This is a genomic window from Devosia sp. Soil_C_22 (assembly GCF_057657195.1).
In genome coordinates this window covers 745451-768427 of record NZ_JBDGIY010000001.1, presented here as the reverse complement: position 1 = coordinate 768427, position 22977 = coordinate 745451, and the positions used below count along the sequence as shown (strand labels likewise).

Below are 22977 nucleotides of genomic sequence, written 5' to 3'. Positions count from 1 at the left end.
GTTTGGAGACATAATTCCTCAGCGAAAGCACAGCCGCAACCATGCTCTCGCATCGCGATATCTGGAGCGCGATCGACGCGATCGCGGAACGGCACGGACTCTCGGCGTCCGGGCTGGCGCGGCTGGCTGGGCTGGATGCAACGGCCTTCAACAAATCCAAGCGGATAAGCAAGGACGGACGCGAGCGCTGGCCCTCCACCGAGAGCGTCGCGAAAATCCTCGAGGCCACCGGCGAAACTTTTGACGCCTTCCTCGCCGGCGGCGGCGCCTATGTGCAGATGCCCTCGCCCGACGCGCCGCGCGCCTGGGTGCCGCTGCTCGGCCTCGGCCAGGCCGGCTCGGGCGGCTTCTTCGATCCGGCCGGTTTTCCGCAGGGCCAGGGCTGGGACGAAGTCGCCTTCCCCTCCTCGCCCGAGGATGGCAGCTACGCGCTCGAAGTGTCCGGCGATTCCATGCTGCCGCTCTATCGCGACGGCGACGTCATCGTCGTCTCTCCCACCGCGCAGACCCGGCGCGGGGATCGCGTGGTGGTGCGCACCAAGGAGGGCGAGGTGCTGGTGAAAGTGCTCTACCGGCAGACGCCCAACGTGGTCGAACTCCACTCGCTCAACCCCGCTCACCCGCCGCGCGTGCTCGAGATCAAGGACATCGAGGGCATGGGCCGCATCATCTGGGCCAGCCAATGAGTGCGCCGCTCGACATCCTGCTGCCGCCCGGCGGCACCGGTCCGGGCGTGCTCGTCGTCCACCCGTGGTGGGGACTCAACGCCACGGTCCGCGATTTCGGTGCCGCGCTCGCCGCGCAGGGTTTTGTCGTCGGCCTCGCCGATGCCTTCGCCGGCGACATCGTCACCGGCCAGGACGAGGCGCAAGGCCTGCTTGAGAAGCATTGGCAGACCGCCCCCGCCGTCCTCACCGAGGCCTTCAACCAGCTCGCCGGCAATCCCGCCGTGAGCGGCGTCAGCGGCCTCGGCTTCTCGTTCGGCGGCTTCCAACTGCTCGGCCTGCAGGAAACGCTGCCGCTCCGTCGGGTGGTCACCTATTACGCCGATCGCGACGTGACGCTGAAGGTGCCGGTGCTCGGCCACTTCGCCGAAACCGACCCGTTCGCCGACGACCAGGACGGCATGATCCGCGCCCTCACCGCCGCCGGCCCGCCCAGCGCGGCGCATATCTATCCGGGCACGCGCCACTGGTTCGCGGAGAAGGATCGTCCGGAGTTCGATGCAGCGTCGGCCGAAGCCGCGTTTGATCGCTCGGTGGCGTTTCTCAGGGGCTAATCCCAAGCTCGATGTCATTCCGGCGCAGGCCGGGATCCATCCTGAGATGTTTCTCCGTCCACGGCGAGTTGAGGCACCTCAGGATGGGCCCCGGCCTGCGCCGGGGTGACACCGTGTTTGAGGCAAAAACCAGCCCCGAACTCAAGCCGCCTTCACCAGCTTACCCGCCAGCGCATCTGCGATCAGCTTGCGGGTATTTTCGATGCCATAGAGCGCGGCGAACGAGCCGAACCGGGGGCCACGTTCCTGGCCGATCAGGACCTGGTAGAGCATCTGGAAGAAGTCGCCGGAGACACCGGGGCCGCCGGTGGGGCTCTTCTTGGTATGATCCTGATAGCGCTCGATGGCGCGCGCCACATCAAGGGCGGCGTTCTGGATGGTCTCACTATCGGCATCGGGTGGCAGCGTGGCAAAGGCCGATGAGAGGCTCTCGAGTGCAGCACGCTCCACATCGTCGGGGGCGCGATAGCTCTTCTTCACGAAATCGCGGAAGTAGCGCATGGCGTAGCCGACCAGCGCGTCCAGATGCGGATGGGTCTTTGCCGACACGCCGGGCGCATAGGCTGAGATATAGCCCCACATGACTTCGGGCGTTGCCGGATTCGAGGCCGTCGCCAGGTTGAGCAGCAGCGCGAAACTGACCGGCATGTCGATCCGAGGCACATTGCCAGAATGGATATGGAATGCCGGATTCTCGAGACGCGCGGCGACGTCCTGACGCTCATAGGCGGTGACGAAGGAGACATACTCGTCGACCGCACGCGGGATCACGTCGAAATACAGGCGCTTGGCCACCCGCGGCTTCTGGAACATGTAGAGCGCAAGGCTCTCCGTGCCCGCATAGGTGAGCCATTCGTCGATGGTCAGGCCATTGCCCTTGGACTTCGAAATCTTCTGGCCGTGCTCGTCGAGGAACAGCTCGAACGTGTAGTGCTCGGGCGGGGTGCCGCCGAGAATGGCGCAGATCCGGTCGTAGATCGCCTGGTTGGTCTGGTGATCCTTGCCGAACATTTCGTAGTCGACGCCGAGCGCGGCCCAGCGCATGCCGAAATCCGGCTTCCACTGCAGCTTCACATGCCCGCCGGTCACCGGCACGGTGGTGTCGCCGCCATCCTCGTCCTGGAACGTGACGGTGCCGTCTTTGGCGTTCACTTCCTTCATCGGCACGTAGAGCACGCGCCCCGAGATCGGCGAGATCGGCAGGAAGGGCGAATAGGTAGCGCGGCGCTCCTCGCCCAACGTTGGCAGCATCACACCCATGATGTCGTCGTAGCGCTCGGCGGCGCGCAGCAGCATCGCGTCGAACTTGCCGCTCCGGTAATAGTCGGTGGCGCTGGCGAACTCGTAGTTGAACCCGAACGTGTCGAGGAAGCGGCGCAGCATGGCGTTGTTGTGCTCGCCAAAGCTCGCATACTCGTTGGTCCAGGGGTCCGGCACGGCGGTCAGCGGCTTCTGCAGGTGCGGCTCCATGGCCTCCCTGGAGGGCACGTTGTCCGGAATCTTGCGCATCCCGTCGAGATCGTCGGAAAAGCACAGCAGCCGGGTCGGGATCTCGTCGCGGGTCAGCAGCCGGAACGCGGTTCGCACCATGGTGGTGCGCGCCACTTCGCCGAAGGTGCCGATATGCGGCAGGCCCGAGGGCCCGTAGCCGGTCTCGAACAGCACTTCGGTCAGCTTCAGACGCTCGACCCGAGCGACCAGTTTCCGGGCTTCCTCGAACGGCCAGGCGCGCGCGCTCTGCGCGGGCTCGAAGAAGGCGGGATCGAGGGTCGGAAGCGGGGCGGGCACGGCAGGCCTCGGGCAAGGTTAGGGAAGGCGCTCCAATGCACCAGTCGACGGCGCGGCGTCAATGGCGGCGGTTTGGGCAGCGCTTGGCCGAGCTTGCCAAGCCGGGCCGCCCTTCCTAGTTATGCGGGACCAATTTTTCGAGGATCACATGGCCCTTTCTGTCCAGGACGCACTCATCCACATCATGGTGGTCACCGCCTCATCGGATGAGGGCATCTCGCAGCACGAGCTGGATGCGATTGCCGACCAGATCGTGCGCGCCCCCGTATTCGCGGGCTATGACATGGATCGGCTGAGCCATGTGGCCAATGAAGCGGTCGACAAGACCAATGCCGAAGGCTTCGAGGGCGTACTCGACGCCGCCGTCGCCGCCATCCCCGAACGCCTGCACGACACCGCCTACGCCCTCGCCGTCGAAATCGCCGTCGTCGACGTGCAGCTGCCGCAGGAAGAACTGCGCCTGCTCGAAATGGTTCGCGACCGCCTCAGCGTCGACAGCCTCGTCACCGGCGCGATCGAAGCGAGCGCCAGGGCGCGGATGCGGAGTGCCTAAGTTCGGAGGTCGGAATTCGAAGGTCGAAAGTCGGTTGCTACGACCTCCGACTTCCTAACTTCGACTTCCGAACTTCAATAGAAGCTCACCGGAAACCACCGCAGATACAGCTCGTCATACACGCCCGAGCGCTTCAGCCGGGCGAGGCCATAGTCGATCGCCTGTCGCACCGCGTCATGCCCGGCCGGTAGCGCCACCGCCAGCCCGTCGCCGAACAGGTCCGGCCGGAAATACGGCTCGCCGGCGAAATCGCAGCAGCCGACATTGTCGTTGAGCCAGAACGAAGCGCGCATGGCGTCGCCGAAATAGGCGTCGGCCTCGTCCTTGCGCAGCCCGTCCAGCGCCTGCAGTTCGCTGTCATATTCGACCAGCTGCGCCGTGGGCAGGTAGCGCCGTACGAACTCGGCATGGGTGGAGCCGCGCCGCACTGCCACGCGCTTGCCTTGCAGCTGCACCGGATCGAAATCCACCGCGGCAGCAACCGAGGTCACGAAGCGGCCGGGCAGCATCAGATAGATCTGCGAGAAATCGAACAGCGCGCCATTCTCCGGCGTCAGCGCCAGTCCGGCGATCAGCGCGTCACCCTGGTTGTCCTCGAGCGCCTGCGATGCCTGGTCCCACGGCCACGCCTGGATGGTGCAGGCGATCTTGAGGTCCGCGCACAATGCGCGCGCCAGGTCGACATTGAAGCCAACCAGCTCGCCGGTATCGTCGCGGAAGTTGAAGGGCGGGAAATCGGCCGTGGTCAGGAAGCGGATGGTCGGCACGGCGCTGAGGTTGGGCACCACTTCGCGCGCGCCCGGATCGACATGGTAGGGCAGCGCCTGAGCCAGCGCGGGGCCCGAAAGGCCGAGCAGCAGGGCAGTGACGATGGCGAGAACAGAGGCGCGCATGGCGATCCGATAGAGCGTCCATCGGCTTATGGCGCAATTCGCCGGTCATGGCGAGAGGGCCGGCCCGGCAGGCCACAACACGATTTCGATTGACGTCGCACACCAATCATCAATAATTACGTTCAGTAATACTGTATTTCTTACTCTTTTCGGGTGAGCGGTGTCGGAGGCGGGGGCTCTTCTTCACGCAATACTTTCCGAAAACGTTGGCAGCGAGATGGAGGCACTCCTCCATCTCGAGGCCGCGCTCGCGCTCGAAGTCGAGCCACTCGACTACTGCGCGCATCGCTTCGGGCTCGGCATCGAGCTGGTGATGGCGCGAGCCGCCGCCTGGGCCGACATGGTGTTCTCCCCTCGCATTCCCAATACTTTGCCCGGCAGCCCGATCATCCAACATATCGAGCGGCTGGGTGAAATTCGCACCGTGCGGGCAAAGCTGTTCGACCGGGAAGTGATCTACAGCGCCCCGCGCTTCACCGAATTCCTGGCGCTCAAGCGCTACCTCGAACGCAACCCCGGCTTCCGCCGCAACTTCTGCGTCGTGCCCGAGCCGGCCATTCGCGCCGAGCTGGCCGAAGCGAGCCAGGCCGCGCTGCTCGACGAAGCCCGCCAGCGCCTCGCGCGCAAATGGCCGCGGGCCAGCGGCGGGCTCGAGCTGTCCAAAGCCACGCGCGGCGGGTTCGTCACCGCCATCGCCTCGCTGGTGCTGCTCGCCGCGCTCGCCCCTGTCGTCGCCGAAGCGGCGTTCGTCCCGCTGGTCGGCGCGCTGCTCGCCGTACCCGCCGCGATGCGGCTCTGGGCGGCGGTCGACCGCCAGCCCGCACCGCCACCAGTGCCGCTGCTCGATGACGCTGCCCTGCCCGTCTACACCGTGCTGCTGCCGCTGCGCGACGAGGCGCACATGGTGCGCCAGCTCAGCGCCGCCATGCGCGCCATCGACTATCCGCCCGAAAAGCTCGAGATCCGCTTCCTCGTCGAGGCGCGCAGCCACGCCACCGTTGCGGCCGTGATGGACGAGATCGCAGATCCGCGCTTCGAGATGGTGCTGATCCCGGACTCGCCGCCGCGCACCAAGCCCAAGGCGCTCAACTACGCCCTGCCCTTCGTCTCCGGGGAGCACCTCGTCGTCTACGATGCCGAGGACATCCCCGAACCGGGCCAGCTCCGCCTCGCCGCCAGCACCTTCGCGCTGCGGCCCGAGCTCGATTGCCTGCAGGCCGAACTCGTCATCGACAACGCCGGCGAGAAATGGCTGACGGCGCTGTTCGCCGGCGAATATGCCGGGCAATTCGGCCTGATGCTGCCGCTGCTGGCTCGCCTCGACCTGCCCATGCCGCTGGGTGGCACGTCCAACCATTTCCGCGTCAGCGCGCTGCGTCAGATCGGCGGCTGGGATCCGTTCAACGTCACCGAGGATGCCGACCTCGGCGTCCGCCTCGCCCGCCGTCAGCTCAAGACCGAGACCTTCCCCAGCCGCACCGCGGAGGAGGCTCCGGTCACGACGCCCGCCTGGCTCAAGCAGCGCACGCGCTGGATGAAGGGCTGGATGCAGACCTTCATCGTGCACAACCGCCGCCCGCGTGAGTTCCTGCGCGAGGTCGGCTGGCGCGGCTTCATCGGCTTCCAGATCTATGTCGGAAGCATGATCGCTTCGGCGCCGCTGCACAGTGTGTTCGTCGCTTCGTTTCTCTTCGGCCAACTGTTTCCGCCCACGCCGCTCGACATCTGGGATGCCGTAAGCTGGGGCATCTTTGCACTCGGCTATGGCGGCCCGTTCGCGCTGGTCGTCGCCGGGTTGGTCCGCCTCAGGCGCTACGACCTGCTCGCCGCCCAGCTGCTGCTGCCGTTCTATTGGCTGCTGCACTCGGTCGCGTCGGTCCGGGCGCTCGGCGAACTGCTGACGCGACCCTATTTCTGGGCCAAGACCGAACATGGCCGCACGCGCCTGCGCCGCAGCGTCAACGCCGCGAACCTGCCGGCTCAGGCCGAGTAGCGCGAGAGGTCGAGGTCGCCGACCTCGATATCGGGCGCCTGGCCCGAGACGATATCGGCCAGCACCCGGCCCGATCCGGCCGCCATGGTCCAGCCCAGCGTGCCGTGGCCGGTGTTGAGATAGAGATTCGCGTATTTCGAACGGCCCAGCACCGGGGTGCCGTCAGGCGTCATCGGCCGCAGCCCGCACCAGAAGCTGGCCTTGCCCGCATCGCCCGCCTGCGGGAACAGCTCCCGCAACGAACGGTCGAGCGGCCCGCGCCGCGAGTGGTGCAGCGTCGTGTCATAGCCGGCGATCTCGGCCGTACCGCCGACCCGGATGCGGTCGCCGAGCCGCGTGGTCGCCACCTTGTAGGTCTCGTCCATCACGGTCGAAACCGGCGCCACCGTCTCGTCGATGATCGGCACGGTCAGCGAATAGCCCTTGATCGGATAGACCGGCAGCCCGATCCCGATGGTGCGCAGCATCAGTGGCGAGTAACTGCCGAGCGCCATCACGTAGGCATCGGCGGTGAGCGGCCCGTGGTCGGTCGCCACGCAATCGATGCGTCCGCCAGAGACGTCGATGCCCCTGATATTCACGCCATATCGGAACGCAACGCCCGCTTCGGCTGCCAGTGCCGCGAGCCCCTCGGTGAACATCTTACAGTCGCCGGTGTCGTCATTGGGCAGCCGCAGCCCGCCGACGAACGGCACCGTCGCCGTCGCCAGCCCGGGTTCGGCCGCCACGCACCCGGCCGGGTCGAGCACCTCGTAGGGCACGCCATATTGCTTCAGCACCGCGATATCGTCACCGGCATGGTCGAGCTGCTTCTGCTGGCGGAACAGTTGCACTGTCCCCTGCTGGCGCCCGTCGAAGGCGAGGCCGGTCTCGGCCCTGAGCGCAATCATCTGGTCGCGCGAATATTCGGCGAGCCGCACCATGCGCGACTTGTTGAGCGCGTAGGCGCGTTCGGTGCAGTTGGCGAGCAGTTGCAGGCCCCAGAGCCACATGCGCGGATCGAGTTTGGGTCGCAGCACCAGCGGCCCATCGGTCATCAGCAGCCACTTGATCGCCTTGACCGGAATGCCCGGCCCGGCCCAGGGCGAGGCATAGCCGTAGCTGAGCTCGCCGGCATTGGCGAAGCTTGTCTCCAGCCCCGCGCCCGGCTGGCGGTCGATGACCGTCACCTCATGGCCCGCCCTGGCCAGGTACCAGGCCGAGGTGGTTCCGATGACGCCGGCGCCCAGGATGAGGATCTTCATGCTCGCATCTTCCCGAGCCGCAAGGGAAACGCAAGCGGGTACAGCTGCATAACGGCTGCTCCAGGCTTGCACTCCGGTTGACACCTAGGCATCTTCGCGCCACGGCGGGCGCCGATATAGCGTTTCGAGGCAAATGCGGTGCGAGTTGCTGCACTGATCCTGGGTTTGATGGCGGGCGTCTTCGCGCTGGCTTCCCCCTTCGTGTTCAAGACCAACCTGATGGCGCCCTATCTCGAGCACTGGCAGGCGCTGGTCGACACACGCTCGGCCGTGCTCGTCTGGTACGCGCTGCCCGTCGCCGCCGTGCTGGGCGCGCTCATCGCGGTGGTACTGCCCGGCTTCGCCGCCCTGTTTCTCGCCGCCGCGGCCTTCGGCTGGGCCGCCATCGCGTTCTCGACGCCGGAGCTGATGCATCCGGGCGTGCTCGGCGCCGCCGGTCTCGCCACCCTCGCGGCGATCTCCGCCCAGATCTCGGGCGAGCTCACCATCCGTCGCCGGCGGCAGCAGCGGCGTGAGGATCGCGCCGAGGCCCAGGGGGAGTTCGACGACGGCGAGATCGAGCGCGAGGCCGCCCTACGCCTCGACCCCACGCTCATGCCGCGGGACAGCGCCCCGCCCCCACCACGGCGCGCCATCCCGCTCACGCTCGACGATGTGACGGTCGCCGAGCGGCCGGCTCCGCCTCCGCCGCCGCCGCTCGAGGAGTCGGAGCCCGCAACGATGCCACCGCCCCGCGAAACCCGGAGCTGGGATGACGCTTTCCGCCCCAATCCGCGGGTGGCGCGCCGCTCGGTCGGGTTCCAGTGGGACGAGCATGACGATCCGGCCGTCGATCTCGACAATGGCCGGCCCCGCCAAGGGCCCCGCCTCGAGCCGCGCAATCCGCCCGAACGCGCCGAGCGGGTGGAGTTCGTCGCCCGTCCGGCGCCCCCGCCACCTCCTCCACCGCCGCGCCGCGAAGTTGAGCCGGAGCCAGTGCCGGATCGCTGGATCGAGCCCGAGATACGACAAGCCCCCGCGCCCCACCGTAGCCGACCACTTCGGCGTCGCGGCAGCATCCTCGTGCCGGCGCTGGCCGGTGTCGGCGCCGTGCTGCTGGTTGGCCTGCTGCTGGGCGGCGGCTATTTTGCCTATCGCGAGGGCTATCTCGATCCGGTCATCGCCGCCGTCGGTCCGCGGGACCCCGAGCCGATCACCACTGCCGACGCAAGTCCCGAACCTGAGGCCTCCACGCCGGCGGAGATCGCCGATATCCCGCCTCCCCCGGCCCCCGTGGCCGTGCCCCAGGGCACGACACCGGCCGCCCCTGCGCCATCAGCTACGTCGCCGGTCGCCACACTTCCCACGGTGCTGCCTTCGACGCCCACCGCCGCCAGCGCGGCCGAGGCGAGCTATGACGATCCCTTCGCCTATTGCGCCGCCGTGGGCACGGTCGATTATCCCGATGGCCGCTATCGTGGCCCGTCCGTTATCCCTGCCATGACCGAGATACTGCGCGCGCCGGGCAACGCTGCCACCGACCGCGTGCACTGGCGCTGCGCCAATGGGCGTGTGCTGGCCTGCTCGTCCTATGTCGGCCCGATCTGCGACATGACGCCGACGGTGCAGGAGATGCGGGCCTATTGCGAGCGCAACCCCAATATCACGCCCCTGTTCGCCCCGCATGGCATCTGGTCGTGCGTCGAAGGCAAGCCGGAGCTACCGCCCGACGCCAACTGGACGGTCGACGATCGTGGCTTCATGCCTCGTGCGTGGATCGCGGTACGCGCGCCCGATACGCCCAACGGCTGAACCTCTTTCCAACGTTCCGAGGGCCTCGGAAGCCTTCCCGTCTACCACCCGAGCGGGTGACCGGCGATATCGGTGAGTTCGACCGGAAACGCCGCGGCGTCGCTGCCGGCGATGGCCTCGGCCAGTTCCGCCACCGACGGGACAGCCTGCGGGTCGAGTGCCACCAGTCCGGCGGAAATGCCGGCGTCGTGCCATTCGACCGACAGGCACCGCCACAGCGTGTGGGCCGCGGCACGGAACGGCCGTTCGAGATAGCGGCCCGCGTTGTCGGGGATGTCCATGCGCGCGTCGTTGCGGCCGAGCAGCACCACCCTGCCCTTCACGGCGGCAAGCTGGGGTCGCAGCAGGGCAGCGACACGGAATGGCAGGAAGGTCAGGCGCTGCATGGCCGCACCTAGCTTTGCGCGGTCGAGCGCGGCGACGCTGCCGGGCGCGGGTGCAAAGCCGTCGGCAATGACGAGCAGGTCGACGCTACCGCCAAGGGCGGCCACCTGGGACTCGAGATCGCGACCGAAGGAAAGTTCGGCCACCTCGGCGCCGCCGTCCCGATACCACCCGGCAAGCGTGGCGGCGAGCGACCCGTCACCGGCGATGACCACGCTCACCATGGCACGTCCAATCCATCATAGCCGATGACACGGCCGCTATCGGCGAGCGTCAGCTTGCTCACCACGTCGAGCATCCCGGCGACGCTGAGGTCGACCTCCATGCCCTGATGCTCGGTCATGTCGGTCTTCACGAAACCCGGACGCAGCAGCACGCAGCTGATGCCGTCGGGGCGCCATTCGTCAGCCAGCGAACGCCAGGTGGCATTCAGCGCGGTCTTGGTGGCGCGATAGCAATATTGCGTGCCCCAGTCATTGGCCGAGATCGAGCTCATCAGGCTCGACATCGCCATGGCGAGCTTGCGATCGCCTGCCATCAGGCTCGGCTTCAGCGCGCGCACCAGCAGCAGCACGCCGAAAAGATTGGTGTCGAACACCCGCAGCATCTCCTCGGCGCTGACGGCCTCGATCGGCAGCGTCAGGTCGCCCGAGATACCCGCATTGGCGATCACCGCATCCAGCGGCACACCGCCGAGCCTGTCGGCAAGCGCCGCAATCGAGGCATCGCTGGTGATGTCGAGCATGTGCGCAATTGCGCCCGCCTCGCCGAGCGCGGCGACATCGGCCGCAGTGCGGGCGGTGGCATGCACCTGCCAGCCGGCGGCGAGAAACTGGCGCACGAACTCGCGGCCAATGCCGCGGCTGGCGCCAGCGATGAGGATTGTCGAACCCATCAGGAGCGCTTCGAGCCCAGCAGATACTCGATGATGGCGTCGCGCACATTATCGAGATGCTTGCCCATGATCTGCCGCGACAGCTCGGGATCGCCGCCCATCACTGCGTCGATCATGCTGTGATGCTCGGACGCGCCCGGCATCAGCCGCTGCGGGATGCGGGCGGTGTTGAACAGGTGCGTGCGGCGGCGCAGGTCGCGAATGGTGGAGGCGACGAGCGGGTTGCCCGCGGCGTCGGCGATCGTGCCGTGGACCAGATCGTCGACGGCCCAGTGCTGAGCCGAGGTCGGATGCTCGACATGCACCAGTTCGTCGATGGCCCGGAACACGGTCTCGGCGGCATCCTCGGTCATCCGCCCGGTGGCGCGTCCGGCGGCCTCGACTTCGAGGATACGCCGCATGTCGAGGATGAAGACGAAATTCTCGATGCCGACATGGCTCACGACCGGAGCGCGGCCATGCGTGCGCGTAATCAGCTGCTCGGCCTCGAGCCGGCTCAGCGCCTCGCGCAGTGGCGTACGTGACATGGAGAGCAATTCGGCGAGCTTGCGTTCCTGCAGCACGGTTCCGGGCGCGATGCGACCGCCCAGGATCATTTCCATGATGCGGTTGTAGGCGTGCTCGGCGAGGCTGGTGGTTTCCTCGCCGCCGGTTGGATTGGCGTCGGTGGCGAGATCGGAGTAGGTCATGACGGCCCCCTTTGACGCGTGGTACACCGCTTACATACCAAGGTCAATCGTGGATCCGGTAACCGCGTTTTGCTCCCGTTATCAAGATGACACTTCCACGACGCCCATTCGTGTGCCATTGGTATTCCATCTGAACACCAGAAAGGATACCGGAGATGTCCGTCGAGCCGTGGCGCGCAACCTGCATTCAGATGAGCAGCGAGGTGGCAAGCGACGCGCCTGACAAGGCGGCGGCATGGACGATCATCCAACGGAACGTCGCGCACGCCATCGCGCTGATTGAACAGGCTTGCGCCAGCGATACGCCACCAAAACTGGTGGTGCTGCCGGAGTTCGTGTTCCAGGGCCCGCCGCGGGCCACGCCGGTGAGCCAGTGGATCGAGAAGGCCTGCGCCACCATTCCGGGCCCGATCACCGACCGGCTGGCTGAGGTGGCGAAGGCGCGCGGCATCTATATTGCCGGCAACCATTTCGAGGTCGATCCGCGCTGGCCCGACCGCTACTTCAACTCGTCATTCCTGCTCGACCCGAAAGGCGAAGTGATCCTGCGCTACCGGCGCATCAACACCGCGTCGTGGACGAGCCCGCACGACATCCTCGATGCGTACCGCGACGCCTACGGCGAGGATGGCATCTTCCCGGTGGTGGACACCGAACTTGGCAGGCTCGCGATCTTTCCGTGCGGAGAAATCGTGGTGCCGGAACTGTCGCGCGTGCTGATGATGCGCGGCGCCGAGGTGTTTCTGCATCCGCACAATGGCCCCGTCACCGCGCCCAGCGAGGCGGCCAAGACCTGCCGCGCCGCCGAAAACATGTGCTACCTGATCAGCGCCAATGTCGCCGGCGGCATCGGTTTTTCGGCCGATGGCAGCGAACAGGGCGGCCATTCGAGGATCGTCGACTATCTCGGCAACGACGCCGCCGCCGATAGCGGCGCGTCGGAGAATGTCACGACCAGCGCGATGATCGACGTCGAGGCGCTGCGCCAGGCCCGGCGTGACACCGGCATGGGCAACATGCTGCTGCGCTCGCGCTGGGAAATGTACCGCGACTACTTTGCCAGCGCCGAGTTCTACCCACCAAACGGGCTTGCAGGTGGGGCGTTCGAGACCTACGCCGAGTTGACGCCCCTCCAACAGCAGGCCGTGGGCAACCTGACCCGCGCCGGCGTGATCCGGTAGCCGCCATGCTCAAGGGAGGGGGAGCAAGCGGCAACAAGGCAGGAACCAGCATCGTCCATGGGCGCTATGTGCTGCTCGGGGCGATCGACGACAACAGCGTCGAAACGATCGAGGACGGCGCGATCCTCCAGGTCGATGGCCGCATCACCGAGATCGGCCCTTTCGCCGAGATCTCGGCGCGGCATCCGGGCGTGGAGGTGATCGGCGGGCCGGGCATGCTGGTGACGCCCGGCTTCGTCAATACCCACCACCATGTCGGGGTCACCCCGGTGCAGCTCGGCAGCCCCGACCTGCCGCTGGAGCTGTGGCTCACGCACCAGCTGCGCCACAAGAGCCCCGACGCCTATCTCGATACGCTCTACTCCGCCTTCGAGCTCGTCGCCTCCGGCGTCACGGCCGTCCAGCACCTGGGCCGGATGATGCCGGCCCCGGTCGCTGGCTGGCGCGATGCGGCGAATGCCGTGATCGACGCCTATCGCGACCTCGGCATGCGCGTCAGCTTCGCCATGTGCAATCGCGACCAGCACCGGCTGGTCTATGAGAACGACGACATCTTCGTCGCCACCCTGCCCGCCGAGATGCAGGACGAGACCACCGCCTTCCTCAAGCGCTCGCATTTCCGGCTCGAGGATTTCGAGACCGAGTACCTGCAGCCCATGATCGAGCGCCACGGCGCACGTGGCGATCCGCTCGTGCGGCTGTGGCTGGCGCCGATCAATCTCGAGCGCGCCTCCGACAGGCTGCTGACGCTGACCAGCGAGTGGGCACAAAAGTACGATATGGGCATCCATCTCCACCTGTCGGAGACGGTCTACCAGAAGGAATTCTCGAACCGCCGCTTCGGCAAGAGTTCCGTCGCCCATCTCGCCGACATCGGCTTTCTCGGCCCGCATCTGACGCTGGGGCACGGGACCTGGGTGGACGAGCACGATCTCGACCTCATCCACGAGCACGGCGTCTGCATCTGCCACAATGCCAGCTCGAACCTCAGGCTGCGCAGCGGCATCGCACCGGTGACCGAGTTCGTGGCGCGCAACATCCCGGTCGCGCTGGGCATTGATGAGGCGGGGCTGAACGACGATCGCGACATGCTGCAGGAGATGCGACTCGTAAAGCACCTGCATGCCGAGCCGGGCCTGTTCAAATCGCCGCTCACGCCGGCGCAGATTTTCCGTATGGCGACCGAGCATGGCGCCAAGGCCACCGGCTTCGGCGACGAGATCGGCCGGATTGCCGTCGGCAAGCGCGCAGACATGGTCGTGCTCGATTTCGAGGCAATTGCCTGGCCGCATCTGTCACCGGACACCGATCCGGTGGCGGCGCTGATCTATCGCGCCAAGACGCAGCATGTGCGCGCCACCATGATCGAGGGTCGCGTCGTCTACCGCGATGGCGCCTTCACGTTCATCGACCGCGACGCCGCACTCACGGCATTGTCAGCCGACCTGCAGCGGCCGCCAGGTGACGCAGAGGCCGGGCGCGCCGCACTCTCCCGGAAATTGCTGCCGCACCTCAAGGAATTCTACCGTGACTGGCCATTGCCGGCCGGAGAGCCTTGGTACAGGCTGAACGGTCGCTGACAAATACCTGACTATCGTTATCTAGTTTAAGCCTTTCAGATCAAAGCGATAGCGCATTTGCATACGTGCCAACAGGTTTGCGCACGTTGATGTCAAACGCGCCATATGCACAAATTATCAGCATATCCCAATGGTGCACACATTAGTGCCAAAAGGGCGTTGACTCCAGATATTCCCGTGGCATACCGTCTGAATGCCAGATGGAATTTGGCTACAGGGGATCGAAATGAAACACTTCCACAAAGGTGCGTTGTCGCTCGCAAGCGCCGCTCTGCTGACCGCGCTGATGAGCTCGGCCGCCTACGCGCAGGAACTGCAGAAGATTACCGTTCGCCTGGCGTTCATCGCCGGCGGCATCGATGCGCCGTTCTTCGTCGCCAAGAGCAAGGGCTATTTCGAGGAAGAGGGCCTCGACGTGACCATTGTCGATGGCACCGGGTCGACCGACACCATCCAGGCCGTCGGCAACGGCACCGTGCAGATGGGCAATGCCGGCATCGGCGCCCTGGCGCAGGCGTCGGCTCAGGCGCGGTTCGACAACATCACCGCCGTCTTCGGTCTCGTGCAGACCGATCCCTCGTCGATCGTCTCGCTCAAGGGCTCCGGCATCAAGACGCCCAAGGATCTCGAGGGCCGCAAGTTCGCCACCGAGGCCGGCAACTTCTCGGACGGCATGATCGGTGCCTTCGCCGCCGTGAACGGCGTCGACCTAGACAAGATCCAGCTGATCGTCACCGACAACTATAACCAGGCCCTGCTCAAGGGCGATGCCGACTTCGTCAACGTCTGGGCCAACCCCGACGGCGACAAGATCGCGGTGTTCAACGAGATCGAGCCGCCGATGCTGTTCGCCGACTACGGCGTCAACCTGCTCGGCTCGAGCGTCATCGTGCGCAAGGACTGGCTGGCCGCCAACGAGGATGCCGTCCGCGGCTACCTGCGCGCCATCACCAAGGGCCATGCCGATGTGGTCGCCAACCCGGCCGAGGCGCTCGACCTGTTCATGGAGAACCGCCCGGATGCCGACCGCGACGCGATCGGCCTCGAGATCGAGGTGATGGAGAAGTACCGCCACACCAAGCTCACCGAAGGCAAGCCGCTCGGCTGGGTGGCCCCGGAAGACGTCCAGCAGACCATCTCGCTGCTCGAAACCTACGCCGACATCCCGACCGGCTGGGTGACGCCCGAGATGATCTACACCGACGCCTACCAGCCCAGCGCCGAGTAACCAGCTTCGCGGGCGCCGCCGTCACGGTGGCGCCCGGCTTATCTTTCGACTGAGGGGACGACAGGATGGATTTTGGACTACGCGGCAAGGGAGCGCTCGTACTGGGCGCCAGTCAGGGGCTGGGCCTCGCCGTAGCGCGGGCATTGCTCGCCGAGGGCGCGAGCGTCGCCATTTCGGCCCGCTCCGCCGACACGCTCGAACAGGTGCGCAGCGAACTGCCGGCCGACGAGGCGGCACGCTGCTTCCCGGTTCCCGCCGACCTGTCGGCGCCTGATGCCGCCGCAACCATTGCCGCGGGCGCCCGTGCCGCGCTCGGCAGCATCGACATCCTCGTCAACAATTCCGGCGGCCCGCCGACCGGCCAGCCTAGCGCGGTGTCCATCGAGGAAGTCGAAAAGCAGTTCGACAGGATGGTGACCCCGCTGCTGGCGCTGACGCTGGACCTCGTGCCCGACATGCGCAAGCGCGGCTGGGGCCGTGTCCTGACCATCGCCTCGTCGGGCGTCGTGCAGCCCATTCCGCACCTGCCCATTTCGAACAGCCTGCGCTCGGCCGTGGTCGGCTTCATGAAGACCCTGGCCGGCGAAGTGGCCAAGGACGGCGTGACCGTCAACGTGCTGGCCCCGGGCCGCATCGCAACCGCGCGCACCCAGAGCATCGATGCCGCGGCGGCCGCCCGCACCGGCAAGTCCGAGGACGACGTGGCGCGCGAATCCTTCGCGACCATCCCGGCCGGCCGCTACGGCACGGTCGAAGAGTTCGGCGCGGTCGCGGCATTCCTCGCCAGCGCCGGCGCCAGCTACGTCACCGGTTCGATCATCCGGGTCGATGGCGGCGCCATCCGTTCCGTCTAGCCCGACCGCAAGTTTCTAGAGGGGAAGAGAGAGAGAGAATGAATGACATGAGCTTGAACGCGGAGACCGCCACAGCGGTAAAACCCCATGTTCGGATTTCCCGCGTGTCGAAGACGTTCAAGACGCGCAAGGGTGATGTCCATGCACTGGACGACATCGATCTGAACGTCCAGCGCGGCGAGTTCGTCTCGGTGCTGGGTCCGTCGGGCTGCGGCAAGAGCACGCTGATGATGCTGCTGGCGGGCCTCACGCCCTACAGCAAGGGGCGCATCGAGGTCGGCGACAAGGTGATCCAGGCACCGAACCCGGAGGGCGGCATCGTCTTCCAGCAGGACGTGCTGCTCGAGTGGCGCACGGCGCTGCAGAACATCATGATGCAGGCCGAGATCCGCAAGCTCCCGATCGAGCCGGCCAGGGCCCGCGCCCGCGAACTGCTGAAGATGGTTTCGCTCGGGGACTTCGAGGGCGCCTTCCCCAAGGAGCTGTCCGGCGGCATGCGCCAGCGCGTCTCGATCTGCCGCGCCCTCCTGCACAAGCCGCCGCTGCTGCTGATGGACGAGCCGTTCGGCGCGCTCGACGCCATGACCCGCGACCAGCTGCAGCTCGACCTGATGCGGTTGTGCCGCGACAACGAGATGACCGTGCTGTTCATCACGCACTCGATCACCGAGGCGATCTTCCTCTCCGACCGCGTGGTGGTGATGTCACCCCGCCCCGGCCGCGTCGAGCGCATCATCGACATCGACCTGCCGCGACCGCGCCGCCTCGCCATGCGCGAGGAGCCCAAGTTCAACGCGTATACCCGCGAACTGACCGAGATCTTCAAGGGTCTCGGCGTCTTCCGCGAAGAGGTGTGAGATGGCTGCGATAACCGAAACCGACAACGGCGCGCCGGCTCGCCCGCGCTCCATCTTCAGCTGGGCCACGAAGATCTCGCCAGCCCTGTGGACGCTGGTCATACTGCTCGTCGTGTGGGAAGTGGCCGTGCGCGTCTCGAACGTGCCGATCTATATCCTGCCCTCGCCATCGGCCATCGTCGAGGAGATGATCGCCTATTGGCCGCGCCTGATGGTCAATGGCGGCGTGACGCTCAGCGAAGTGCTGATCGGCTTCTGCTTCTCGATCCTCGTCGGCGTGCCGCTCGCCGTGCTGATCACCTATAACCGCGTCGCCGAGCGCGCCATCTACCCGATCATCGTGGCGTCCCAGACCATTCCCAAGGTGGCCATCGCGCCGCTGCTGATGGCCTGGTTCGGCTACGGTCTCACGCCCAAGATCGTCATCGTGGTGCTGCTGAGCTTCTTCCCGATCGTCATCAACTCGGTGGTCGGCCTCAAGGCCTCGTCGGCCGAGATGCTGTATCTCGCCCAGTCCATGGGCGCGTCCGGCTGGCAGACCTTCTGGAAGTTCCGCCTGCCGCAGGCCCTGCCCTACATCTTCGCCGGCCTGAAGCTCGCGACGGTGCTGTCGGTGATCGGCGCGGTCGTGGCCGAGTTCATCGGCGCCGACCAGGGCCTGGGCTATGTCATCACGGTGGCCGGCTCGACCTTCAACATCACCCGGCAGTTCGCCGCCATCATCTGCATCTCGGCGATCGGCATGGTGTTCTTCGCCGTGATCGAGACCATCGAACGCTTCGTGGTGCCGTGGAAGGTCACGCCCGTCGTCGCCAACGAATAACGACAACGCATGGCGGGCCGAACCGGCTATGAGACCGGCGGCCCGCTCCTTTATCTTGTGAGGAGAAGACTATGTCCCACCGGTTGGATGAAACCGCTTCGGGCGTCTACGTCATTGCCGTGACCCCGTTCACCGATGCAGGCGCGATCGACGAAGCCAGCATCGACAGCGTCGTGGAATTCTATCTCGAAAAGGGCGTCACCGGCATCACCATCCTGGGCATGATGGGCGAGTCCCATAAGCTCAGCATGGAAGAGAGCCGCGCGGTGATGAACCGCTATCTCAGCCGCATCGACGGGCGCATCCCGATCGTCGTCGGCGTCTCCAACCCCGGCACGGATCCGCTGGTCAGCTTCTCCAGGGAAGCCATGGACGCGGGCGCCGCGGGCGTCATGGTCGCCCCGGTCAATACGCTTCGGACCGAAGAGCAGATCTTCGGCTATTTCTCGGCGGTGCTCGATCGGCTCGGCGACACGCCGGTGGTGCTGCAGGACTATCCGTTCATCACCAACGTCAACATCTCGGTCGATACGCTGAAGCGCATCTTCGAGCGCTATCCGAGCGTCAAGATGCTCAAGCATGAGGATTGGCCGGGGCACAGCAAGCTGTCCCGCCTGCGCGCCCTGCCCGGCCGCCAGGTCTCGATCCTCGTCGGCAATGGCGGCCTCTACCTGCCGCAGGAGCTGGCGCGCGGCGCCAATGGCGCCATGACGGGCTTTGCCTATCCGGAGATGTTGGTCGAGGTTTGCGCTCAGTATGCCAAGGGCAACGCCGATCGCGCGGAGGACATCTTCGACATGTACCTGCCGCTGTTGCGCCACGAGGCGCAGCCGGGCATCGGCATCGCGCTGCGCAAGGAAACGCTGCGCCGGCGCGGCGCCATCGCCTCGGCCCATGTGCGCCATCCCGGCCCGCGGCTGACCGCCGAGGACCACCGCGAGCTCGACCGGCTGATCGAGCGCCAGCAGCGCCGCCTCGCCGGCGAGCCCATGCCTGCCGTGGCCGCCTCCTGATGCGGCTCGAGGGCCTCCCTCCGCCCCCCAGACCGGCCGGTGCCTACCGGCCGGTGATCGTCGTGGGCGACATGGCGTTCCTCTCGGGCTTCGGCCCGCGCCACACCGACGGCACGCCGCTCATCGGCATGGTCGGTCGCGACCTCGACCTCGAGGCGGCACAGGCGGCCGCGCGCAATATCGGCCAGACCATCCTGTCGGTGCTGCAGGAAACGCTCGGCGATCTCGACCGCGTCCGGCAGATCGTCCGCATCACCGGCATGATCGCCTGCCCGCCCGACTTCACCCAGCATCCAAAGGTGCTGGACGGCTGCTCGCTGCTGCTTGCGGAAGTGCTCGGCGAACGCGGCCAGCACGCCCGCATGGCGTATGGGGTGAGTTCGCTGCCCAACGGCTCACCGGTGGCAGTAGACTGCGTGTGCCAGGTGCGGGTGTAGCGCCTGCCGTCCCACCCCCTCCCATCCTCCCCCATCAAGGGGGAGGTGCCGCATCGAGCGTCTGGCACCATCCAGCCTCATCCACCAGCCCCACCTCCCCCTAGATGGGGGAGGCAAGCGCAGCTTGTGAGCAAAGCGAACTAGCGCAGCTCGGAGGGGGTGGATCCACGCACCGGCCTCTGAGCGTGTGACCACCCCACCCAGTTCCGCTAGGCCGCAGGCGGCCAAGCTCCACTACCCTCCCCATCAAGGGGAGGGACACCGCGCAAGAACCGAAGCCCCGAAGCCTGTACTGGGGTTCCCGCCGAACTCTCAGTCGGTTTTCCCTCCCCCTTGTGGGGAGGGGGGACCCGCGTAGCGGGTGGGTGGGGGTGTCCACACGCACCAGCCAACAATCTTATCCTCCCACCCCCAAACCCATGCGAGTCTCCCCCCGTCCGCTGCACCGAAGCGAGATCATGACGAGTGGTTGGTGTGGTGGAGATTGGGTGGGTCGGCAGTCGTGCCGGTCCAGGCCTAAAGCACGTCGGCACGATCCGGTTCGCCGGGGACGCCGCTACACAACGCGGGGGACTTGGCGGATGCACGCCCGGTCCCAGGCTGCAACGGCCCGGCATCGGGCGGGGGGGTGAAGGTTGGCGAGCGCGGAATCCGGCAGCCAGCTCAGCTTCGGGCAGTTCGCGATGCGGCACGGGATGCGCCCGGGCCCACGTGCCATAAGCCCAAAACCCCGATCGGCCGGCGAGGCGTGAGCCTCACATATTGCTGCGGACTACCGCGAGGGGCAAAGGCCTCGCCGGCACGTCGCTTGGTTCTTTGACATCCTCCGAAGCCCAAGGGCTGTCGGATGAATCGGCATGTCCGGCAGTGGACCACGGACCATGCCACTCCGCCTCCCTCCCCCTTGCGGGGAGGGATCGAGGGAGGGGGTGGTGCGGTGATCACCGATGGACCCCCACCCCCCACCCCTCCCCGCAAGGGGGAGGGGAGCCGGCCGGTTCACGTGCACGATGAGGCCAAAGCCCCGACTCTGCACCTCCCCCTTTCATGGGGGAGGATGGGAGGGGGTCGTCTGCTTCAGCGACGCACCGAAACTACCGTCGCGGCAACCACCGCCCGCTCAGATATCCAGCACCAGCTTGCCGCTCGAGCAGCCCGAGCAGCACACCATGATCAACTCGTTGGAGGCCCGCTCCCGCGACGACAGCACATTGTCCATGTGCTCGGGGACACCCTCGAGCACGCGGGTCTCGCACGAGCCGCAGACGCCTTCCCGGCATGAATGCGAGACGTACACATCGTTCTTGAGCAGCACGTCGAGAATGGTTTCGCCGATCGGCACGTGGAACGTCTTGCCCTGGCGCTTCAGTTCGACATCGAAGGCCATGGTCGGCTTCGACTTGGTGCCCACGAAATGCTCGATATGGACGTTGTCCTCGGGCCGCCACCCAGCCGAGGCGCGGAACACCTCGATCATCCTGCCCGGCCCACAGCAGTAGACATGCGCGACCTTCGGGATGGTCGCAGCGATCTTGAGCAGCGGGAACACCCGCCCGGCCTCGGCATCGAAATGCAGGTGCACGCGGCCCGGTTGGCTGGCTTCCAGCGCCTCGAGTTCGGGCAGGAAGGCCGCCGTCGCCCGATCGCGCGCCGCGTAGTAGAGCGTCCACGGCTTGCCCAACGCCTCCAGCTGCCGGATCATGGCGAGGATCGGCGTGATGCCGATGCCGCCGGCAAAGAACGCGCTCTGCTCGGCGTCCTCCACCAGGTGGAAGGTGTTGTGCGGCGGATCGACGGGCAGCACGTCGCCGACCTGCAGCTGATCCACCACATAGACCGAACCGCCGCGGCTCGCCGCATCGCGGTTGACGCCGATGACGTAGCGATCGCGCGTCTCGGGACCGTTGGTCAGCGAGTAGGAGCGGCTGAGGTCGCCGGGCAACTTGAGGTTGATGTGCGACCCGGCGGTGAACGGGGGCAGCGGCGAGCCGTCGGCCGAGACCAGCTCGACCTGACGGATGGTTGCGGCGACCATCTTCACGGCATCGACCCGCAGCATCAGCTGCTTCTGCTCGGTCAGGGTCGGGCCATGCCCGTCCCCGACCCAGTCGAGGCTATCCGGCGCCGCGCCCGCGTCGGATGCCATGGTCACGTCCTCGCTCTTATTCTGCCGCGGACAGTTTCGGACGATAGCCCTTGATCTCGGCCATCTTCTCTTCATAGCCCTCGAGCCAGTCGGTACCGTAGGGCACGACGATGTCGCCACCGCGTGCGTCCTTGGCGAGTTCGGGCTGGTCGACGATGGCCGGCAAAGTACCGCTGTCGCGATAGGCCTTGGCCGCATCGAGCATCACGCGCCGGGTGAGGATGACCATGCGGTCCGAGGCGGCCAGATGCTCCATCTCGCGATCGACGACGTAGCCCATCGACTCCTGGATCATCTGGTCCTGCAGCGGAATGCCGACGACGCCGGTATAGCTCTCGCCGCTGCGCTGCCACTCGCGGTCGATGCCGTAGTCGTTGGTGCGGTCCTTGACCGGACGCCAGCGGCCCTTCCAGTCGGTGGTGGTCGGCAGGTATTCGAGCGGACGGGCGAGACCCTTCACCTCGGTGCCGTCCTTGTACATCAGCTTCTTCTTGCCGCCGCCCGCTGCGCGACGCAGGTCGATGTTGAAGATCATGGTCGACGTGTCGTCGATCGGCACCCAGGCGTTGACGGTGACGTTGTCGTCCATCTCGCCCGACGGGTAGGTGACCCAGAACGGGAAAATGTAGCTGGCGAAGCGATGATGCTCGGTGCCCTCGTAGGCATTGCGCTGGGCCGAATACATCGTGCCGAAGGGCATCACCGAGACGTTGATCTTGGGCGCCTTCTCGATGACCGTGAACACTTCCGGATTGGAGAGATCCAGCTTTTCGCCGTCGACGCCACCCACGTGCAGGAAGCCCAGGTGCGAGGTATCGATGTCGCCTTCCAGCGCCTGCATGTAGTTGCAGTCACGGTGCGTGAGCGCGATGTTGCGGTCATCCGGCTCGCCCATGATCGCCTCGATCTCGGGCAGCTCGGGCGGGTTGTCCTGGCGCTCGCCCATATAGGCGAAGACCATGCCGCCCGACTCCTTGACGCGATAGGCGATCGCCGGGGTGCCGGCCGGGTATTTCGACTTGTCCTCGAGGTTGGGCTGGTCCAGGCACTTGCCGGTGACGTCGAACTTCCAGCCGTGATAGGCGCAGCGGATGCCGCCCAGCTCGTTCCGACCGAAGAACAGCGAAGCGCAACGATGCGGGCAGCGATGGTCGAACACGCCGACCCGGCCTTCGGTATCGCGGAACGCCACGAGCTTTTCGCCCAGGATCATCAGGCGCACCGGGTCGCCATCGGCCTTGAGCTCGGAGCTGAGGCAGACCGGCAGCCAGAACTGACGGAAGAAGTCGCCCATCAGCGTGCCTTTGCCGACGCGGCTGAGCTCGATGTTTTCTTCTGCGGTGATCATT

Annotated in this window: 21 protein-coding genes; 13 read left to right on the top strand and 8 right to left on the bottom strand. The window is 66.4% G+C overall.

Annotated elements, in window-relative coordinates:
• Positions 1-41: 41 nt before the first annotated feature.
• Together AC3A6I_RS03625 and AC3A6I_RS03620 are read left to right on the top strand one after the other, a co-directional pair.
• Entirely contained in the window at positions 42-686 is a 645-nt protein-coding gene (locus AC3A6I_RS03625; protein WP_487541821.1) for a S24 family peptidase, read from the top strand.
• Positions 683-1279 (top strand): dienelactone hydrolase family protein, encoded by a 597-nt coding sequence (locus AC3A6I_RS03620; RefSeq protein WP_487541820.1) that lies wholly within the window; start codon positions 683-685, stop codon positions 1277-1279. The genes AC3A6I_RS03625 and AC3A6I_RS03620 overlap by 4 nt, the downstream gene beginning before the upstream one ends.
• A 141-nt stretch (positions 1280-1420) precedes the next feature.
• Here AC3A6I_RS03620 and AC3A6I_RS03615 read toward each other — a convergent pair whose 3' ends face one another.
• On the bottom strand, positions 1421-3067 hold the full coding sequence (locus AC3A6I_RS03615; RefSeq protein ID WP_487541819.1) for a lysine--tRNA ligase: 1647 nt from the start codon (positions 3065-3067) through the stop codon (positions 1421-1423).
• Between the two features lie 148 nt (positions 3068-3215).
• Here AC3A6I_RS03615 and AC3A6I_RS03610 point away from each other — a divergent pair, with 148 nt between their 5' ends.
• The gene (locus tag AC3A6I_RS03610) at positions 3216-3620 is read left to right on the top strand and encodes a tellurite resistance TerB family protein (protein WP_487541818.1); all 405 of its coding nucleotides are present in this window, start codon (positions 3216-3218) and stop codon (positions 3618-3620) included.
• Positions 3621-3694: 74 nt separating this feature from the next.
• Here the strand turns inward: AC3A6I_RS03610 and AC3A6I_RS03605 are convergent, their stop codons facing one another.
• Positions 3695-4513, bottom strand: coding sequence for a transporter substrate-binding domain-containing protein (locus tag AC3A6I_RS03605; protein WP_487541817.1), 819 nt, complete (start codon positions 4511-4513; stop codon positions 3695-3697).
• A 217-nt stretch (positions 4514-4730) separates the two neighbouring features.
• Between AC3A6I_RS03605 and AC3A6I_RS03600 the strand changes: the two genes are divergently transcribed.
• Positions 4731-6506 carry a glycosyltransferase family 2 protein gene (locus AC3A6I_RS03600; RefSeq protein WP_487541816.1) on the top strand — a complete coding sequence of 592 codons (1776 nt, stop codon included), beginning with the start codon at positions 4731-4733 and terminating at the stop codon, positions 6504-6506.
• Here AC3A6I_RS03600 and AC3A6I_RS03595 read toward each other — a convergent pair.
• Complete coding sequence (locus tag AC3A6I_RS03595; RefSeq protein ID WP_487541815.1) at positions 6494-7750, bottom strand: D-amino acid dehydrogenase; 1257 nt, start codon at positions 7748-7750, stop codon at positions 6494-6496. The two genes, AC3A6I_RS03600 and AC3A6I_RS03595, sit on opposite strands and share 13 nt — an antisense overlap.
• Before the next feature lie 138 nt (positions 7751-7888).
• Here AC3A6I_RS03595 and AC3A6I_RS03590 point away from each other — a divergent pair, with 138 nt between their 5' ends.
• On the top strand, positions 7889-9541 hold the full coding sequence (locus AC3A6I_RS03590; RefSeq protein ID WP_487541814.1) for a hypothetical protein: 1653 nt from the start codon (positions 7889-7891) through the stop codon (positions 9539-9541).
• A 41-nt stretch (positions 9542-9582) separates the two neighbouring features.
• On the opposite strand, the gene AC3A6I_RS03585 is transcribed toward AC3A6I_RS03590, so the two are convergent.
• The 3 genes from AC3A6I_RS03585 to AC3A6I_RS03575 are packed head-to-tail and all read right to left on the bottom strand — an operon-like array spanning position 9583 to position 11509.
• Entirely contained in the window at positions 9583-10149 is a 567-nt protein-coding gene (locus AC3A6I_RS03585) for a Rossmann-fold NAD(P)-binding domain-containing protein (RefSeq protein WP_487541813.1), read from the bottom strand.
• Positions 10143-10820, bottom strand: a complete 678-nt coding sequence (locus tag AC3A6I_RS03580) for an SDR family oxidoreductase (RefSeq protein WP_487541812.1) — start codon at positions 10818-10820, stop codon at positions 10143-10145. The genes AC3A6I_RS03585 and AC3A6I_RS03580 overlap by 7 nt, the downstream gene beginning before the upstream one ends.
• A complete protein-coding gene (locus AC3A6I_RS03575; RefSeq protein ID WP_487541811.1) occupies positions 10820-11509 on the bottom strand; it encodes a GntR family transcriptional regulator in 690 nt (229 codons plus the stop codon). Before AC3A6I_RS03575 ends, AC3A6I_RS03580 begins: the two co-directional genes overlap by 1 nt.
• Before the next feature lie 155 nt (positions 11510-11664).
• On the opposite strand from AC3A6I_RS03575, the gene AC3A6I_RS03570 reads away from it, so the two are divergent.
• The 8 genes from AC3A6I_RS03570 to AC3A6I_RS03535 all read left to right on the top strand — a co-directional run bounded on the left by AC3A6I_RS03570 (position 11665) and on the right by AC3A6I_RS03535 (position 19482).
• A complete protein-coding gene (locus AC3A6I_RS03570; RefSeq protein WP_487541810.1) occupies positions 11665-12690 on the top strand; it encodes a nitrilase-related carbon-nitrogen hydrolase in 1026 nt (341 codons plus the stop codon).
• A 5-nt stretch (positions 12691-12695) separates the two neighbouring features.
• Positions 12696-14270, top strand: coding sequence for an amidohydrolase family protein (locus tag AC3A6I_RS03565; RefSeq protein WP_487541809.1), 1575 nt, complete (start codon positions 12696-12698; stop codon positions 14268-14270).
• Between the two features lie 226 nt (positions 14271-14496).
• Positions 14497-15498 carry an ABC transporter substrate-binding protein gene (locus AC3A6I_RS03560; RefSeq protein ID WP_487541808.1) on the top strand — a complete coding sequence of 334 codons (1002 nt, stop codon included), beginning with the start codon at positions 14497-14499 and terminating at the stop codon, positions 15496-15498.
• A gap of 65 nt (positions 15499-15563) precedes the next feature.
• The gene (locus AC3A6I_RS03555; protein WP_487541807.1) at positions 15564-16352 is read left to right on the top strand and encodes an SDR family oxidoreductase; all 789 of its coding nucleotides are present in this window, start codon (positions 15564-15566) and stop codon (positions 16350-16352) included.
• Between the two features lie 104 nt (positions 16353-16456).
• Positions 16457-17209, top strand: a complete 753-nt coding sequence (locus tag AC3A6I_RS03550) for an ABC transporter ATP-binding protein (protein WP_487541806.1) — start codon at positions 16457-16459, stop codon at positions 17207-17209.
• A gap of 1 nt (position 17210) precedes the next feature.
• Positions 17211-18032, top strand: coding sequence for an ABC transporter permease (locus AC3A6I_RS03545; RefSeq protein WP_487541805.1), 822 nt, complete (start codon positions 17211-17213; stop codon positions 18030-18032).
• A gap of 71 nt (positions 18033-18103) precedes the next feature.
• Positions 18104-19045, top strand: coding sequence for a dihydrodipicolinate synthase family protein (locus AC3A6I_RS03540; RefSeq protein WP_487541804.1), 942 nt, complete (start codon positions 18104-18106; stop codon positions 19043-19045).
• Complete coding sequence (locus tag AC3A6I_RS03535) at positions 19045-19482, top strand: RidA family protein (protein WP_487541803.1); 438 nt, start codon at positions 19045-19047, stop codon at positions 19480-19482. Before AC3A6I_RS03540 ends, AC3A6I_RS03535 begins: the two co-directional genes overlap by 1 nt.
• Before the next feature lie 1120 nt (positions 19483-20602).
• Here AC3A6I_RS03535 and AC3A6I_RS03530 read toward each other — a convergent pair.
• Positions 20603-21628, bottom strand: a complete 1026-nt coding sequence (locus tag AC3A6I_RS03530; protein ID WP_487541802.1) for a PDR/VanB family oxidoreductase — start codon at positions 21626-21628, stop codon at positions 20603-20605.
• Positions 21629-21644: 16 nt separating this feature from the next.
• Positions 21645-22976: a Rieske 2Fe-2S domain-containing protein gene (locus AC3A6I_RS03525; protein ID WP_487541801.1), complete on the bottom strand. Its 1332-nt coding sequence runs from the start codon at positions 22974-22976 to the stop codon at positions 21645-21647.
• Position 22977 lies beyond the last annotated feature (1 nt).